Genomic DNA, 15,309 nt, shown 5'->3' with positions numbered 1-15,309 from the left:
GGGAGCCGATCGTTGTGCCGTTCAAAACCTGAGTTCGACCTGATCGTTCAGGTCGATGGATCAAGTCCGAACACCTCGGTCAGTCCCCTCTCCCTCTGGGAGAGGGTTAGGGTGAGGGGCTTTTCAGTGCGATGCGTTTACCTGCACGATCAGCAATCCCACTCGCCTGCCCATTCTGCTGCTTACCCATCCGCGCCTGCGTAATCAACCCGGGAATCAACTCCCCTTCCGGCAGATTCTTCCAGAACCGCGCCGGCAAATGCCCCTGCATGACCTTCTCGTTCAACCGCGCTGGATTAAAGATGTGGCTGTAATAGGTCAGCCACAGATCCCCATGAGGATCATCGACATTCTGCGCCAACTGCTGCCACTCCTGCGGGCATTGCCGCTGATGGATCAATTGCTCGCCATCGTAATAAACCCCATCACGCGGCGTGGCGATCAACCAGCGGTGGCGGCCCATGCGCCCGATGAAATGCTCACTGGCGCTGTGCAGAATGTCGTGGGCCGGCTCATGCCACGCCACATATTGCGGACCCGCGCTGGATGAAGGGCGTTCGATGAAGCGCACAAACGCATGCAGATGATGGGCTTCGCGATTGACTTGTTTGATCCGTCGCTGCAACTCGCTACCGAGTTTGTCCCCGGCCATCATCGCCGTGCGATCGCCATGGCTGACGCGCCACAACACTTCATACAACAGGCTCCAGCGTTGATCGCCGCGATAGCGCGAGGCTTGCTCCAGGGTGTCGAGCAACGCTCGCGGAATGCGCGCCTGGAACGGCCCCTGCCCTTCAGGCACCGGCTCATCACTGGCAAACAGATCACCCACACCTTCCGACGCCCAGCTCACCAGACTCGGGTCGACTTCATGGCTCAGCAGCCAACGCGCCTGCTGGCGCCAAGTATCGAACAGATCATCGCAATCGAGATTGATCATCCCCACAGCCCCATCTGCTGCGGCATCGGCCGGTCGCGCAATTGCTGATAGAGCAAATGGCTGGTGACCTCGGCCTGCTGCGGGTGATAGTCGCTGGTGATGATGAACGGCTTCGCCTTGGCCAGCACACAGCGCATGCGCGCGACATCTTCGTAGCGGATTCGCCGCTGTCGACGCAGCTCGACCAGACGCTCGGTGGTGCGCAAGCCGATGCCGGGAATACGCGCAATCAGGGACGCTTCGGCGCGGTTCAGATCGAGCGGGAACACTTCGCGGTTCTGCAAAGCCCAAGCGAGTTTCGGGTCGATGTCCAACGCCAGATTGCCCGGGCCCTTGAGCAATTCATCGGCGCTGTAACCGTAGCTGCGCAGGAGAAAATCGGCCTGATACAAACGGTGTTCGCGCATCAGCGGCGGCGCGGCCAATGGCACGCTTTTCGGGCTGTCGGGGATCGGGCTGAAGGCCGAATAGTAGACCCGTCGCAGACGGAAATTGCCGTACAAGGCCTGAGCGCTGTGGAGAATGGTGCTGTCGTCGGTGTCGTCGGCGCCGACAATCAACTGCGTGCTTTGCCCGGCTGGAGCGAACTTCGCCGAGCGCGGTTCGTTCAAAACGGTCTGCACGCCTGTGTAGATGGTGTTCATCGCCTGCTTGATCGAAGCGATGTCCTTCTCCGGCGCCAGCACTTGTAGGCTGGCATCGGTCGGCAATTCGATGTTGACGCTCAGGCGATCGGCGTAGCGCCCTGCTTCTTCGATCAATGCCGGATCGGCTTCGGGAATAGTCTTGAGATGGATGTAGCCGCGAAACTCATGCTCTTCGCGCAGCAGCTTCGCCACCCGCACCAGTTGCTCCATGGTGTAGTCCGCCGAGCGAATGATCCCGGAGCTGAGAAACAGCCCGCTGACGCAGTTACGCCGGTAGAAATCCATGGTCAGCGCGACGACTTCTTCAGGGGTGAAACGGGCACGCGGAACATCGCTGGAACGGCGGTTGACGCAGTATTGGCAATCGTAAAGACAGAAGTTGGTCAGCAGAATCTTCAGCAATGACACGCAGCGGCCGTCCGGCGTGTAGCTGTGGCAAATGCCCATGCCATCGGTCGAACCCAAGCCGCTCTTGCCTTCGGAGCTGCGCTTGGGCGCGCCGCTGCTCGCGCAGGAGGCGTCGTACTTGGCGGCGTCGGCGAGGATGCTCAGCTTGTCGATGATTTGCATGGCGCGGGCCCTGTACTGTTTGCATATACAGTATAGAGTCGTCTGCGGTGATACAAGGTGGCAGATGCGCCCCTCGTCGGTCAGATGCGAAAAATCAAAAGATCGCAGCCTTCGGCAGTGCCTACAGGGATTCGGTACGGTCGGAATTTATCGGGTGGGCACGCTTTGCCGATCGTTTGATCTGCCCATCTACCGGCCACTCAACGCCAAACCGCGCACCGATCTCCTTGCGCCCCGCCGCCGTTAATGCCAGCGCGCGACTGTCCAGATCCTGTGTCACCCACTTGCGCTTCAACGCGGTCTGCAACAACGCCGCGCCCAGCGAACCACCAAGATGCGGCCGGCGCATGCTCCAGTCCAGGCACGGGCAGGCAAACTTGCGGCGCAGGGTGGTCAAATCCTGCACTTCGATGCCCAGACCGAGAAACAACGCCTCGCCACTGTCACTCAAGCGATACGCCTGCTCGTCGGTTGCCACCAGCCAACCGCCTGCGAGCAAACGGTCATGCAGCATCACCGCGAGCGTCCCGGCCATGTGGTCATAGCAGGTGCGCGCAAATTGCAGGCGATCCGGGGTGTGCGCCTTGAACGTCGGCGCGGCGTTCTGGCCAATCACCATCAGCGCTTCCAGCGCCTGCGCCACGCGCTGATCGGCGAGGCTGTAATAGCGATGACGGCCCTGCACATGCAGACGCACCAAGGCCAGGTCCTTGAGTTTCGCCAGGTGCGCACTGGCGGTGGAGGCGCTGACTTCGGCGATCGTCGCTAGCTCCGTGCTGGTGCGGGCGTGGCCGTCCATCAGCGAACAGAGGATTTTCGTCCGCGCCGGCTCGGCGATGGCGGCGGCCACTTGGGAAACGCCGATGTCTTGATGTTCTGCGTGCATAGTTCGCTCCCGGACGAATCATCGTCGCTGCGCAGTGGAGATAGTAGCAACACTTTCCCCGCCGACAAGGATGCAAACCATGAACCCGATCAGCGCCGCAACGCATGCCGATCCTTATCCCTACTACGCCGAACTGCGCGCAGCAGGTGGACTGACGTTTCATCCGGATCTGAAACTGTGGGTCGCCAGCAGCGCCCGTGCGGTGTGTGCGGTGTTGGCCCACGCCGATTGTCGAGTACGTCCGGCGCAGGAGCCGGTGCCCAAGGCGATTGCCAGGGGCATGGCCGGCAAAGTCTTTGGCCAACTGATGCGCATGAATGACGGTGAACGCCAGCACTGTCCGCGTTCGGCCATCGAGCCTGAGCTGGCAGCGCTGGACCTTGAACCAATCAATGCTTTGGTCGCCGCACGGCTGATCACTGCGGACGCCGACGGTGTGTACAAGGCAATGTTTCGTGGCCCGGTGTGCGTGGTCGCGGCGCTTTTGGGATTCACTCCGGCGCAGGCGCGGGCAGTCAGTGAACTGACGGCGGATTTCGTCGCCTGCCTGTCGCCGTTGAGCAATGACCTGCAACTGGCCGCGGCGGATACTGCGGCCGAGCAACTGCGCGGTTACTTTATCGAGCTGCTCGCTGAACCCGCCAGCGACTTCCTCAGCGCGATCCAGCAGCGCTTTGCCGGCGATGAGGAAATCCTGATCGCCAACCTGATCGGCCTCTGTTCGCAGACGTTCGAAGCCTGCGCTGGGCTGATCGGCAACACGCTGTTGGCGTTACGTCGTCAGCCGGCGTTGCGCGGCGAATCCATCGAAGAACTGCTTAGCGAAGTCCAGCGCTTCGATCCGCCGGTGCAGAACACCCGGCGCTTTGTCGCCGCGTCCTGTGAGATTGCCGGTGTGCGGGTCGAAGCAGGCGACGCGATTCTGCTGCTGTTGGCCTCGGCCAATCGAGATCCGGCGCTTAACGAACAGCCGGAGCAGTTTCTGCCGCAGCGCGAGGACCGCCGCAGTTTCAGTTTCGGCAGTGGTCGGCATCAGTGTCCGGGGCAAGCGTTGGCGATGAGTATTGCCAGCGCAACGGTGAGGGAAATAATCAAGCATGACATCGACCTGAATCGCCTGAATTGGCACTACAAGCCTTCGCTCAATGGGCGCATTCCATTGTTCAGCGATATGTGCGCCTGACAGTCCGTCTTCGCGAGCAGGCTCGCTCCCACAGGGTTATGGGGTGTACACACTGTTGAAATCACCTCGAACATTGTGGGAGCGAGCCTGCTCGCGAAGAGGCCAGCCCAGTCACTGCAAATGCTGGCTCAAGCCGCCCACTGCAAAATCAACCAGCTGTTAGCGCCGCTGATCACCACAAACAACGCCCACGCCAACACCCGTGTCGGCCAGCGATTCACAAACGGCCCCATCAGCTTTTTATCATTGGTCATGCGGATCAATGGGTACAGGGCAAACGGCAATTGCAGACTCAACACCACCTGACTCAGCACCAGCAACTTGCCAATCGCGTTATCGCCCATCAGCCACACGCCGATAAACGCCGGAATCAACGCCAGTCCGCGAGTGATCAAACGTCGCTGCCAGCACGGAATCCGCAGGTTCAGGTAACCCTCCATGATTACCTGCCCGGCGATGGTGCCGGTGAAGGTCGAACTCTGCCCCGACGCCAGCAGCGCCACGCCGAACAACACGCTGGCCAACGCGCCGCCGACCAGCGGATCGAGCAAGTGGTAGGCGTCCTGAATGTCCACCACGTCGGTGTGCCCGGACTGGTGAAACGCCGCCGCAGCCAGGATCAGGATCGCCGCGTTGACCAGCAACGCCAGGGCCAGCGAACCGATGGTGTCGATGCGCGCCAATTTTACCGCGTCCTGCTTGCTGGCGAGGTCCTTGCCGATCATCCGCGTCTGCACGATCGAGGTGTGCAGATAGAGGTTATGCGGCATCACCGTCGCGCCGAGAATACCGATCGCCAGGTACAACGGTGCGGCCTCGCCAATCGCCGCCAGAGACGGTTTGAAACCTTGGGCGACATCCGGCCAGTAGGGTTTGATCAACAGCAGTTCAACGAAGAAACACACGCCGATGGTCGCGACCAACACCAGCATGATCGCCTCAAGCCTGCGGAAACCGCGATTTTGCAGGGCCAGCACCAGCAAGGTGTCGAACGCCGTCAGGGCAATGCCGAAGGTCAGCGAACAACCGAGCAACAAGTGAAACGCCAGCGCGCAACCGAGCACTTCGGCCAGATCGGTGGCGATGATCGAGATTTCCGCCAGCACCCACTGCAGGCGCGCGGTCGGTGTGCTGTAGCGCTCGCGGGACAGCTGCGCCAGATCGCGCCCGGTGGCAATGCCCAACCGCGAACACAGGCATTGCACGACCATGCCCGCCAGACTCGCCAGCAACACCACAAACAACAGGCTGTAACCGAAGCGTGAACCGGCCTCGATGGCGGTGGCCCAGTTGCCCGGATCCATGTAGCCGATCGACACCAGCAAGCCGGGGCCGGCGAAACGCAGCACGCGTTTGAAGAACGCGGCATTCGGATCCACCGCAACACTGCCAGCCACTTCCGGCGGGCAAAACGGCGCGGTGGCGATTTTGGGCAAACTGAATTTCACGCACACATCCAGAAACAAGTCGGAAAGACGCAGCTTAGAGGTTTCCGCCCGAGCCTTGAAGTGCAAAAGAATCTATCGACTCACCCCTAACAACTGTTCGCGCAACTCCGGACTGCGCGTGCGCGGATCGAGCCAGATATCGAAAAACGCGCGGGCAAACAGCGGGTCATCGATCTCATGCTGCAACTGCTGGCCGACAAAAAACCGCGCGCCCTGCCCCGGCAGATACACGCCGGTAATCCGCGTGCCGGCCTGCACATCGACGAATGATTGCTGCATCTGGATCTGCCAACCGGCCAATTGCGCCGGGCTGACGCGGCCATCGGCCAGGCGTTTGATTTCGTCGACGCTGGCCTTGACCAGGTCGTCGCGGGAAATGTTGCGGCGGTAAATCAACTCCAGCGCAAACGGCTGACCGTCGACCAGGGGCCGCGCGGCACTCCACAGGCGCGCGTTGTAGACATCGAAACCGAACACGCTGTAATCGCCGGTGCCGATGATCTGCGCGCCGGGCACCGCGTCCTGCCAATTGGCCCAGGTTGGCGTCAGCAATAGCGCCCACAAGCCGATGCCGCAACATCCCCGTAACACCTTGGGTGTTCTGTTCATCGCGGTATCGACTCCGGCAAGCCCTGATAGTCAAAGCATAGCCGGGTATCGTCGCCGGCACTTTGTATACAAAAACCGCACACATAGGCAGCAATCGCCGATCGACAATGCTAACGTGGCGAACCTTCAACGGATGGAGACTCCTGCGTGCTGATCCTCAAACTGCTGCTGATTCCCGGTTTTCTGCTGCTGATTTCCCTGGCGGGCAAACGCTGGGGGCCGAGTGTGGCCGGGTGGCTGTCGGGATTGCCGGTGGTGGTCGGGCCGATTCTGTTTTTCCTCGCCATCGAGCAGGGTCCGGGGTTTGCCGCGCAGTCGGCGGTGGCGGCGTTATCGGCGATGTTCGCGATGATTGCGTTTTGCATCACCTACGCGCAGGTCGCGCAGCGGGCGAACTGGCCACTGGCGCTGACGGCGTCGCTGTCGGTATGGGCCATCATCGCGGGGATGTTGTCGCTGATCCCGGCGTCGCTGCCGTTTTCAGTGGCAGCGGCGGCAATTGCGCTGCTGGCATCGCCGTATCTGTTTCCCACGGTGCAACCGGTGTTGAACGGCCCGGCGCCGAAGTCGGACAGATTGATCTGGCGGATGATCGCCGGCGCCGCGTTGACCTTGGTGGTGACGATGCTCGCCAGCACCGTCGGCGAGCGCTGGAGCGGTTTGCTCGCGGTGTTCCCGGTGCTCGGCAGTGTGATGGCGGTGTTCTCGCAACAGACGCGCGGCCCGGCATTTACCGCCGCATTGTTACGGGCGACGGCGACCGGCATGTATTCGTTTTCGGCGTTTTGTCTGGTCTCGGCACTGACTTTGCCAAGCATGGGCCTGAGTGGATTCGCCGTCGGTGTGGCGGTGTCGGTGGCCATGCTCGGCGTGACCAAACGGCTGTTGGCCCGTCCGTTGGCGAAAGCGCAGGCGCAGTAACCGCTCGGATGATTCGCGCTGGAACGCCCGCCCTCCTCCGTGGGATGATCGCCCGCCTCGCGCGACCATCCACCGGAGATTCACATGTCATTGTTGAGCAAAAAAGCCGTCGTCCTGCTAGTGGCGGCCCTCGCCGGTTTCGGCGCCCTCCACGCGCAAGCGGCCAAGAAAAATGCCGGCACCGAGAAAGTCTCGATGCTCGAGGGTAAGTTCACTTTTGTGTTGCCAAAAGGTTTCGTCGCCGACCCGCTGCCGACCAGCCCGAGCGGGACCACGGGCACGATGTACACCAACGAGGCCACAAAAACCGTGGTCATTACCGCTGAGAACAAGATTCCCGAAGGCCAGCACGTCAAGGACAACGACGGCCAGTTCCTCGATGGCAGCGTGGCGAGTTTCATCGAAGACCAACGCAAGGCCCTGCCGGACTTCAACAAACTCAGCGAGAAGAGCCTGACCCAAAAAGGCACCGGCCTCGGCCTGCGTCAGGTCGACAGCACCGCGACCCAGGGCGGCGGCCAGACCCTCAACACTACGCTGATGGCCGGCTCCGGCACGAAAATGGCGCTGGTGCAGGTGATCTCCCGCGCCAGTGACAAGAAAGGTCACGATGCCTTGGTGAAAACCATCCTCAAGGATTGAGCTGCTGCAGCCAGCCATTCAAGTCGCGCAGCTCGGCCGCACTGATACTGTGGCCGACGCCGGGATAGGCGTGGAACTGCGGTTTGTAACCGAGTTTCTGTAGTTGCGTGTTGGCCTCGGTGCCGTTTTTGTACGGCACGGGATTATCGGCGGTACCGTGGCCGATAAAGATGCTCAGCGGCAACGGCGCCTGCCCGTCCTTCAGCTCAGCCTTCAACACCGGCAATAAACGCCCGCTCAACGCCGCGATCCCGCCGACCGCCACTGGCGGCCGCAGCCCCACTTCGTAGGTCATCATCGCGCCTTGACTGAAGCCGATCAGGTACACCTTGTCCGGAGTGGTGTGATATTTCTGCGCCGCTTGCGCGATAAAGTCGCGCAGTTTCTGGCCACTGACCTTCAGATCATCGGTCTCGCCGTTGTAGGCGCCTTCACCTTTCTTGCGAAACCACTGGAAACGCCCTTCACCCAATGACAGCGGTGCCTGCACCGACAGGTAGTTGTATTGCGCCGGCAGCTGAAATTTCATGCCGATCAGATCGGCTTCGTTGCTGCCGTAGCCATGCAGGAAAATCACCAGCGGCCGCGCTTCGGCGTCGGCGTGCACCTGTTCGAGGTACTTGAGCGGCAGATCGGATAGCAGCGTGGTTTGCGCCTGCACGGCGGTGGACGCCAGCAGGGTCAACAGAGCAAAGACCTTCAACATAGAGCCTTCCTTCACGGAGAGTCGGGTTCGGGGGGGGAGCCTAACATCCTGCGGCGAGGATCCAAATTCGGTGGTGCTGCTGATGCCGCCATCGCGAGCAGGCTCACTCCTACATTTGGAATGCGTTCCCCTGTAGGAGTGAGCCTGCTCGCGATGAGGCCATTAGCCCCAACGAAGATCCGTCAGTCGTTCGTCAACTTACCCGTCCGAAACGCCACCCGCCCCGCCACTTTCGCCTGCCAGATCCCCGGCTCGGTGTAGCGCCCGCGATCCAGCGCAAACAAGACGCCACTGGTGCCGGCGCGCACGGTGGTCACGCGATCCTGCAACGGGTCCACCACTTCAAACAGCGCATCGCCCTTCTCAACCCATTCACCGGCATTGCGCAAGAAACTCACCACGCCATGATGCGGCGCGAACAGGTATTCGGTGCCCTCGAACGGCAGGCCTTCGCAGCGCTCGCCCGGCGCCGCCGGCCATTCGCCGCTGATGAAACCTTGCTCGGCGAGGAAGCCGAGGATCGCCTCACAATTGGCCTGAGCCTGATCGACCCGGGTGTCGCCCATGCTGCCCAGCTCCAGCGTGGTCGCCAGGTTCGCCGCAGGAATCGCAGCGTTAGGGAACGCCCGCGCCAGACGCAGCCACGGCGTCGAGCAGGATTCATCAAACGAGCTGCCGCCGGAATCTTCACACAACAGCGCCACGCCGGCCTTCAAGCGTGCCGCCAGCGATTGCCACTGAGGCCAGTGCTGCGGCAACGCGTACAAGTGAATCGCCGCGTCGAAATCACAATGCAGATCGAGGGTGATGTCGGCATCGCAGGCATGGCGCAGCAACAAGCGATGCAAGGCTTCCAGTTGCGAGGCCGGGGCCGGCAGCTCATCGAACACTTGGCCCATGGTTTGGCGGATCAGCGCGACGTTGGCCTCGGCATCCGCGCCCAGACGCTCACCGATCAACGCCCCGACCGGCGCGCTGAGTTCGACGAAGGCGCGGTTGAAGTTCTTGCCGCTACCCAATTCGAAGCGGCCCATGTGCGCGCCTTGCACGTGTTGATCGAGGCCGATCGGGTTGGCCACTGGCACCAGCTCGATCACGCCCTGCAAACGGCCCTGCTGCTCGAGTTCATTGAGGCGTTGCTTGAGTTCCCACGCGGTGCGCATGCCCGGCAGTTCATCGGCGTGCAGGCTGGCCTGGATGTACACCTTGCGGGTGCCCGCGCCGTAGCGAAACACGCTGAGCGAGCGCTCACTGCCCAAGTGGCTCCAGGGCAGAACATGGTCGATGCGTTGCATGGGAAAATCTCCTCAATATCTGGATCACAAAGATCCCCTGTAGGAGTGAGCCTGCTCGCGATAGCGGTTTAACATTCAACATAATCGTTGTCTGACACACCGCTATCGCGAGCAGGCTCACTCCTACAAGGGTCTCACCACAATTAGAGCGCAAAAAAAGTGGCCACCGCGCCAACGGGGCCACTTTTTTCTACGGCGTATTAATGGCCGTACACATCAAAGTCGAAGTACTTGTCCTGGACTTTCTTGTACTCGCCATTGGCGCGGATTTCGCTGATGGCTTTGTTGAATTGCTCGGCCAGCGCGGTATCGCCCTTGCGCACAGCAATCCCGGCGCCGCCGCCGAAGTACTTGGCGTCTTCGTAGGTCGGGCCAACGAATTCAAAACCTTTGCCGGCGTCGGTTTTCAGGAAACCGTCGCTGAGGTTGACCGAATCGGCCAGCATCGCGTCGATACGCCCGGAAACAATGTCGAGATTGGCTTCCTGTTGCGAGCCGTAACGCACCAGGTCGATCCCGGCCGGCACCAGCACTTCGGTGGCGTAACGGTCGTGGGTACTGGCACGCAGCACACCGACTTTCTTGCCCTTGAGCTCGGTCAGCGGGTCTTTGACACCGGAGCCTTCCTTCATCACGAAGCGCGCCGGGGTGTGGTAGTACTTGATGGTGAAATCGACGTTTTTCTTCCGGTCATCGGTGATGGTCATCGACGACAGAATCGCGTCGATCTTCTTCACTTTCAGCGCCGGGATCAGGCCATCGAATTCCTGCTCGACCCAGGTGCATTTGACTTTCATCTGCGCGCACAGCGCATCGCCGATATCAACGTCGAAACCGGTCACTTTGCCGTCAGGGGTTTTCATCGAGAATGGCGGGTAACCGGCTTCGATACCGATGCGGATCGGCTTGGCGTCTTCGGCCACAGCGGTCAGGGACAACATCGACAGTGCCAGGGCACCGAACATCACTAGCTTCTTCATTTATAACTCCTGTGTGCGGAGGCTTTTATTGGCAGCTTTCGATTCAGCGTTCGGTCATGGCCAATTGGCTACAAACACCGAAGTGGCCGGCAGTCTATGGCGGCGCGCACAGGGTAAATTGTGTTTAAGCGACAAATACTTATGAAAGATCAGCGCACCGATTGACCGGGGTCAACGGGTGCGCCGTCCGCCGTCGTGGTGCAAAGGCTGTAGGACAAGGGCATTTTCCAGCGCAGAAAATCGATGATTTCCCTGGAGCTGCCGCAGGCTCGGGCCGCGTTCGGACGATCTTTTGATCTGGCTTTTTAAACGACAAGATCAAAAGATCGCAGCCTGCGGCAGCTCCTACAAGGGGATCAGCATTCGCAGCCGATGGCGGTTTTGCCGACTTGCTCAACGCTCAGTTGAAAGCCTTCATCCAGCCATCCGGTCACGCCGCCGATCATCTCCTTGACCGGGTAACCCAGCGCCGCCAGTTTCACCGCCGCCTTGTTCGCGCCGTTGCAATGCGGGCCGGCGCAATAGACCACGAACAGCGTGGTTTTCGGGTAACTCGCCAGTTCCGCCGCCGTCAGCAAACGGTTCGGGATATTGATCGCCCCCGGCACGTGTCCGCGCTCATAGGCCAGCGGCCCGCGCACATCGACCAGGACAAAATCAATCTCGCCGGCCTCCTGGCTGCTGAACACGTCAGAACAATCGGTTTCGAAGGTCAGACGATTGCTGAAGTGCATCAAGGCGATTGCCGACGGGGCTGCAGGGATGTCGCGAACCAGACTGACCATGGGTGTTGCTCCTTTATCTGAACGGGTGTGAACAGACTTTATCGAGCGGTCGCTTGCGGCTACAGTGGCGCACAAGACACTCACCGGGAATTATCCGCCAAATGCCGACATCACCAGGTCTGGTTGCGATTCTGGCCTACGACGGCCTCTGCACATTCGAGTTCGGCATCGCCGTTGAGGTCTTCGGCCTGACCCGGCCGGAGTTCGATTTCCCGTGGTACACCCACGCCATTGCGGCGGTCGATCAAGGCCCAATGCGCGCCTTGGGCGGCATTCAAGTGCTGGCCGATGGCGGCCTGGAATTGTTGGCTGAGGCGCGCACCATCATCATTCCCGGCTGGCGCGATCGCAACGCAGCGGTGCCTCCAGCATTGATCGACGCGCTGCGCCAGGCCCATGCCCGGGGTGCGCGGTTGCTGTCGATCTGCTCCGGTGTATTTGTGCTGGCGGCCACCGGCTTGCTCGACGGCCACGGCGCCACCACGCATTGGCGTTACACGGCGGAACTGGCGCAACGCTTCCCGGCAATTGCGGTCGATCCGGATGTGCTTTACGTCGATTCCGGTCAGTTGATCACCTCGGCCGGCAGCGCTGCGGGGATCGATGCCTGCCTGCATCTGGTGGCGCGGGACTTCGGCACGCAAGTCGCCAACTCGGTGGCGCGGCGCCTGGTGATGTCGCCGCAACGCACCGGCGGTCAGGCGCAGTTCATTCCGACCCCGGTTAGCCCGACGCCGCGCAACGACTTGTCGCGGGTGATGCAGTGGGCGCGTGAGCGTTTGCATGAACCACTGGAAGTACGCGATCTGGCCAGTGAAGCGGCGATGAGTGAGCGGACGTTTCTGCGGCGATTTACCGAGGCCAGTGGGCAGTCGCCGAAGGCGTGGCTGCAGCATGAACGGTTGGCGCGGGCGCGGGAGTTGCTGGAGAGTACGCCGGACAATACCGAGCAGATTGCCGAGCGTTGCGGTTATCGGTCGGTGGAGAGTTTTCGTGTGGCGTTTCGTGGCGTGGTGGGTGTGCCGCCGTCGGTGTATCGGGAGCGGTTTGGGCGGGGTGTGAGGGTTGAATCCTGAGGTGGTTTTGAAGGCGCCTTCGCGAGCAGGCTCGCTCCCACAGTTTGGAATGCGTTCCCCTGTGGGAGCGAGCTTGCTCGCGAAAGCGCCGGGTAAAACGCAGCATCATTTAGACATCAGCCACAAGGCTACAGCGCCTTGCGCCTTTGCCTACAACTACGCCAGAATCCGCCGGCTTGTGCGGCTTGGGAGCTGCCGGTAACTTGGTTCGCATCACTGAATGTTCAGTGATCGGGTTTAGTCGCTCGGTAATCCACTTAAACTGCACAACGTTCCAGACAGTAGGTATTTCGATACCTCACTCAATGGTAGCTGTGCGCAGGGCGCCTTCGGGTGCGCCGGTTTTGGTGGGTTTACCGGTCGACTAACCTGCGTACAGCTGCCACCTTTTCGTTTAGTCGCGAGGTGGTGTCGGCATCAATTAGGAAACCTACACCATGTTCAAAATAACGCCAAATCCGCCCGAAACAGACGCGGAAATCGATCCAAATCCAACGTCCCCCTACTCCGAACCGGGCTCCAGAAAACTCCACGAAGCCGCCGAGCGCGCCCTCGACCATTACCTGAAACCCACACCCCCAGCGCCACCGCGCAGACCCAGCACCATGTTCCTCGTCGACCCCAACACCGGCGCCGAAGACCTCATGGCCCACGCCTGCGAATCCATGGCTTCGGCCAGCGTCATGCTCAGCGACTTCGCCGCCCTGCTCGACTCGCCCTACCGCAACACCGTGCTCGGCATCCAGCAAGTGGTCATGCTCGGCGAACTCGCGGTGAACCGCGCCCTCGACAAAATCGAACCCGCCCTGAGGCAATAAACATGTCCAATAAAACAGATGCACAAGTCGTCGCGGCACTGGTGGCCATGGGCTTCAACGAGCGCGACGGACGCTGGGCACAGAACGCCTGCCTGGTGCTGTTCGAAAGCGAACGCGAATCCATCGTCGCCTCCGCCGTCACCGTCCTTCCCCAACTCGATGAACTGGAAATCGACGCCGTGCTACCCGCACTGCGCCGCGTGACACGCCGGTTCCCCTCACTGCAAAGAACCGTGGCCGACACCCTGGCCGAAATGGCGCACGCAGCCTGATTGACCGCGTGATCGTTCTTCGCGAGCAGGCTCGCTCCCACACTAGATCTGCGGTGTACTCAAATCCCATGAGCATCCGCGATCAACTGTAGGAGTGAGCCTGCTCGCGATGGCGTTCTTTCTGCTAACAAATATCTGAAAACCAGACCATAGGAAGGCCCGAGCGAGTTGGCGTACCTGCCGATGTACCAATCCTGATTTTTTACACTTGTAACAACTGTCGCTATTTCAGACCCGTCCTACATCCATCAAACGTCCATTCATTTAGCGTCCGCATCGTTTTCTGACGAAAGAACAAGGACGCTCATGGCGCGAAAGACAGACAGACCTCGGGTTCAAAACCCACCGGCCGGTGACGGACACCACATCACTAGCCGCTATATGACCGACAGCGAGTTGGCAGAGCGGGAAGCTAGACAAACCGCCTATGACGATATGCTTGCCAGACAGCAAGCCTACGAAAATAGCCTAATCAAACAACCACAACAGCCTATGCCCGATGCAAAAGGTTGCGTGTTCGCTAAAAGCTGCCAGCTTCCGGATGGTGTAATCAACCATGTCAGTAGTACCGGATTTATTCCGGTCGAGAAGTTGGCTGATTTTGGAGAGTTGTCTTTTTTGGGCGGCCGCGAGCGAGACACTGCTGGGAACATTCCGCTAAAAAAAGTAGGAGGCCGTAATTTTCCTGCTGAGGCAGGAACGCTTCTATTAGCTACGACTACCACTGCAAGCCCAGGCGCAAGTGCGGTGAGTGGTGCAAGTGCAGTGACGGGAGGTGTTGTCGCTGGTGCATTGCTCGGCATTGTTGCTCTGCTTTGGCCTTCGAGTTTGGGCGACAGCTCGCTATACACAGAAGAACAACTTAAATCGCTTGAGAAAGGTCGCACTCGTGTCCGATTGCGTTTAGAACAACAAGCCGACGGCACCTTGAAAGGATATGGGTACAACACCCAGACGCGCAGCGATTGGGAGATGATTCCTGTCGTACGGTTCGTGAAGCAAGGCACCCAGCAAGTCGCAGATTTCGGTAATGGCGCAAAATTGATCTGGACACCCGCCGTAGACCCCACCAAGACAACGGTAATTCCACCGCTGGAAGGCGCACCGCAAATACCCCAGATCTGGATTTACCCGCCGACTGAGCAAGCAGACAAGATCATCGTTAATCCGGTTTACCCGCCTGAATACCACGATTTCATCCTGGTTTTTCCGGCTGACTCCGGGGTGTCGCCCCTGTATGTTGTGATTTCAAGGCGCGCTCTCGGCGGCGATATCAAGTACCACAGACCTCCCGCAACACTTCCCGCATTCCCGGATGCTTTTCCTGTCAAATCCAAAAGCAGTGTTCAAGGTGGAGGCGGTAGACGCAGCCGATGGAAGGATAGAAAAGGCCGGATCTTTGAATGGGACAGTAAAACCGGTGCTATCGAGCTTTATAACAAGCAAGGCAAGCATCTTGGCGAGTTTAACCATGAGACCGGGGAACAAATCGATCCCGCAGACCCCGAAAGATCAACCCCGAAGTAAACAG

General features: G+C 60.1%; 16 protein-coding genes. 7 read left to right on the top strand and 9 right to left on the bottom strand.

The window, feature by feature from the left end:
* Positions 1 to 106 precede the first annotated feature (106 nt).
* The 3 genes from KBP52_RS29960 to KBP52_RS29950 form a co-directional block, all read right to left on the bottom strand.
* Positions 107 to 940, bottom strand: coding sequence for a TIGR03915 family putative DNA repair protein (locus KBP52_RS29960; RefSeq protein WP_212621608.1), 834 nt, complete (start codon positions 938 to 940; stop codon positions 107 to 109).
* On the bottom strand, positions 937 to 2,157 hold the full coding sequence (locus tag KBP52_RS29955; RefSeq protein ID WP_077573477.1) for a putative DNA modification/repair radical SAM protein: 1,221 nt from the start codon (positions 2,155 to 2,157) through the stop codon (positions 937 to 939). Before KBP52_RS29955 ends, KBP52_RS29960 begins: the two co-directional genes overlap by 4 nt.
* Positions 2,158 to 2,278: 121 nt before the next feature.
* Positions 2,279 to 3,043, bottom strand: coding sequence for a helix-turn-helix transcriptional regulator (locus KBP52_RS29950; protein WP_212621607.1), 765 nt, complete (start codon positions 3,041 to 3,043; stop codon positions 2,279 to 2,281).
* A gap of 79 nt (positions 3,044 to 3,122) precedes the next feature.
* Here KBP52_RS29950 and KBP52_RS29945 point away from each other — a divergent pair, with 79 nt between their 5' ends.
* Positions 3,123 to 4,226, top strand: coding sequence for a cytochrome P450 (locus tag KBP52_RS29945; protein WP_212621606.1), 1,104 nt, complete (start codon positions 3,123 to 3,125; stop codon positions 4,224 to 4,226).
* Positions 4,227 to 4,354: 128 nt separating this feature from the next.
* Here the strand turns inward: KBP52_RS29945 and KBP52_RS29940 are convergent, their stop codons facing one another.
* Both KBP52_RS29940 and KBP52_RS29935 read right to left on the bottom strand, forming a co-directional pair.
* Positions 4,355 to 5,674 (bottom strand): Nramp family divalent metal transporter, encoded by a 1,320-nt coding sequence (locus KBP52_RS29940; RefSeq protein WP_212621605.1) that lies wholly within the window; start codon positions 5,672 to 5,674, stop codon positions 4,355 to 4,357.
* 72 nt (positions 5,675 to 5,746) lie between these two features.
* Entirely contained in the window at positions 5,747 to 6,283 is a 537-nt protein-coding gene (locus KBP52_RS29935) for a chalcone isomerase family protein (RefSeq protein WP_077573483.1), read from the bottom strand.
* A 147-nt stretch (positions 6,284 to 6,430) separates the two neighbouring features.
* On the opposite strand from KBP52_RS29935, the gene KBP52_RS29930 reads away from it, so the two are divergent.
* Positions 6,431 to 7,204 (top strand): hypothetical protein, encoded by a 774-nt coding sequence (locus KBP52_RS29930; protein ID WP_212621604.1) that lies wholly within the window; start codon positions 6,431 to 6,433, stop codon positions 7,202 to 7,204.
* Positions 7,205 to 7,288: 84 nt separating this feature from the next.
* On the top strand, positions 7,289 to 7,846 hold the full coding sequence (locus KBP52_RS29925; RefSeq protein WP_116254966.1) for a hypothetical protein: 558 nt from the start codon (positions 7,289 to 7,291) through the stop codon (positions 7,844 to 7,846).
* On the opposite strand, the gene KBP52_RS29920 is transcribed toward KBP52_RS29925, so the two are convergent.
* From KBP52_RS29920 to KBP52_RS29905, 4 genes are all read right to left on the bottom strand, one after another.
* A complete protein-coding gene (locus KBP52_RS29920; RefSeq protein ID WP_212621603.1) occupies positions 7,836 to 8,552 on the bottom strand; it encodes a prolyl oligopeptidase family serine peptidase in 717 nt (238 codons plus the stop codon). The genes KBP52_RS29925 and KBP52_RS29920 overlap by 11 nt on opposite strands.
* A gap of 182 nt (positions 8,553 to 8,734) precedes the next feature.
* Complete coding sequence (locus tag KBP52_RS29915) at positions 8,735 to 9,847, bottom strand: succinylglutamate desuccinylase/aspartoacylase family protein (RefSeq protein ID WP_212621602.1); 1,113 nt, start codon at positions 9,845 to 9,847, stop codon at positions 8,735 to 8,737.
* Between the two features lie 200 nt (positions 9,848 to 10,047).
* Complete coding sequence (locus tag KBP52_RS29910; protein ID WP_077573493.1) at positions 10,048 to 10,827, bottom strand: ABC transporter substrate-binding protein; 780 nt, start codon at positions 10,825 to 10,827, stop codon at positions 10,048 to 10,050.
* A gap of 356 nt (positions 10,828 to 11,183) precedes the next feature.
* The gene (locus tag KBP52_RS29905) at positions 11,184 to 11,612 is read right to left on the bottom strand and encodes a rhodanese-like domain-containing protein (RefSeq protein ID WP_212621601.1); all 429 of its coding nucleotides are present in this window, start codon (positions 11,610 to 11,612) and stop codon (positions 11,184 to 11,186) included.
* 101 nt (positions 11,613 to 11,713) lie between these two features.
* Between KBP52_RS29905 and ftrA the strand changes: the two genes are divergently transcribed.
* The 4 genes from ftrA to KBP52_RS29885 all read left to right on the top strand — a co-directional run bounded on the left by ftrA (position 11,714) and on the right by KBP52_RS29885 (position 15,305).
* On the top strand, positions 11,714 to 12,688 hold the full coding sequence (ftrA, locus tag KBP52_RS29900) for a transcriptional regulator FtrA (RefSeq protein ID WP_212621600.1): 975 nt from the start codon (positions 11,714 to 11,716) through the stop codon (positions 12,686 to 12,688).
* A 437-nt stretch (positions 12,689 to 13,125) separates the two neighbouring features.
* On the top strand, positions 13,126 to 13,506 hold the full coding sequence (locus KBP52_RS29895; RefSeq protein ID WP_077573499.1) for a DUF6124 family protein: 381 nt from the start codon (positions 13,126 to 13,128) through the stop codon (positions 13,504 to 13,506).
* Positions 13,507 to 13,508: 2 nt separating this feature from the next.
* Positions 13,509 to 13,778 carry a hypothetical protein gene (locus KBP52_RS29890; RefSeq protein ID WP_116030089.1) on the top strand — a complete coding sequence of 90 codons (270 nt, stop codon included), beginning with the start codon at positions 13,509 to 13,511 and terminating at the stop codon, positions 13,776 to 13,778.
* A gap of 306 nt (positions 13,779 to 14,084) precedes the next feature.
* Positions 14,085 to 15,305 (top strand): colicin E3/pyocin S6 family cytotoxin, encoded by a 1,221-nt coding sequence (locus KBP52_RS29885; RefSeq protein WP_212621599.1) that lies wholly within the window; start codon positions 14,085 to 14,087, stop codon positions 15,303 to 15,305.
* Positions 15,306 to 15,309 lie beyond the last annotated feature (4 nt).

The organism is Pseudomonas sp. SCA2728.1_7, assembly GCF_018138145.1.
Lineage (GTDB): Bacteria > Pseudomonadota > Gammaproteobacteria > Pseudomonadales > Pseudomonadaceae > Aquipseudomonas > Aquipseudomonas koreensis_A.
The sequence above is the reverse complement of the archived record's forward strand: the minus strand, read 5'-3'. Positions and strand labels throughout refer to the sequence as shown.

Excerpts from the sequence above, each read along its gene's own strand:
- KBP52_RS29890 (WP_116030089.1), top strand. The coding sequence starts at position 13,509 with ATGTCCAATAAAACAGATGCACAAGTCGTCGCGGCACTGGTGGCCATG.
- KBP52_RS29925 (WP_116254966.1), top strand. The coding sequence starts at position 7,289 with ATGTCATTGTTGAGCAAAAAAGCCGTCGTCCTGCTAGTGGCGGCCCTC.
- KBP52_RS29950 (WP_212621607.1), bottom strand. The coding sequence starts at position 3,043 with ATGCACGCAGAACATCAAGACATCGGCGTTTCCCAAGTGGCCGCCGCC.
- KBP52_RS29945 (WP_212621606.1), top strand. The coding sequence starts at position 3,123 with ATGAACCCGATCAGCGCCGCAACGCATGCCGATCCTTATCCCTACTAC.
- KBP52_RS29910 (WP_077573493.1), bottom strand. The coding sequence starts at position 10,827 with ATGAAGAAGCTAGTGATGTTCGGTGCCCTGGCACTGTCGATGTTGTCC.
- KBP52_RS29955 (WP_077573477.1), bottom strand. The coding sequence starts at position 2,157 with ATGCAAATCATCGACAAGCTGAGCATCCTCGCCGACGCCGCCAAGTAC.
- KBP52_RS29885 (WP_212621599.1), top strand. The coding sequence starts at position 14,085 with ATGGCGCGAAAGACAGACAGACCTCGGGTTCAAAACCCACCGGCCGGT.
- KBP52_RS29935 (WP_077573483.1), bottom strand. The coding sequence starts at position 6,283 with ATGAACAGAACACCCAAGGTGTTACGGGGATGTTGCGGCATCGGCTTG.
- KBP52_RS29905 (WP_212621601.1), bottom strand. The coding sequence starts at position 11,612 with ATGGTCAGTCTGGTTCGCGACATCCCTGCAGCCCCGTCGGCAATCGCC.
- KBP52_RS29920 (WP_212621603.1), bottom strand. The coding sequence starts at position 8,552 with ATGTTGAAGGTCTTTGCTCTGTTGACCCTGCTGGCGTCCACCGCCGTG.
- KBP52_RS29895 (WP_077573499.1), top strand. The coding sequence starts at position 13,126 with ATGTTCAAAATAACGCCAAATCCGCCCGAAACAGACGCGGAAATCGAT.
- KBP52_RS29960 (WP_212621608.1), bottom strand. The coding sequence starts at position 940 with ATGATCAATCTCGATTGCGATGATCTGTTCGATACTTGGCGCCAGCAG.
- ftrA (WP_212621600.1), top strand. The coding sequence starts at position 11,714 with ATGCCGACATCACCAGGTCTGGTTGCGATTCTGGCCTACGACGGCCTC.
- KBP52_RS29915 (WP_212621602.1), bottom strand. The coding sequence starts at position 9,847 with ATGCAACGCATCGACCATGTTCTGCCCTGGAGCCACTTGGGCAGTGAG.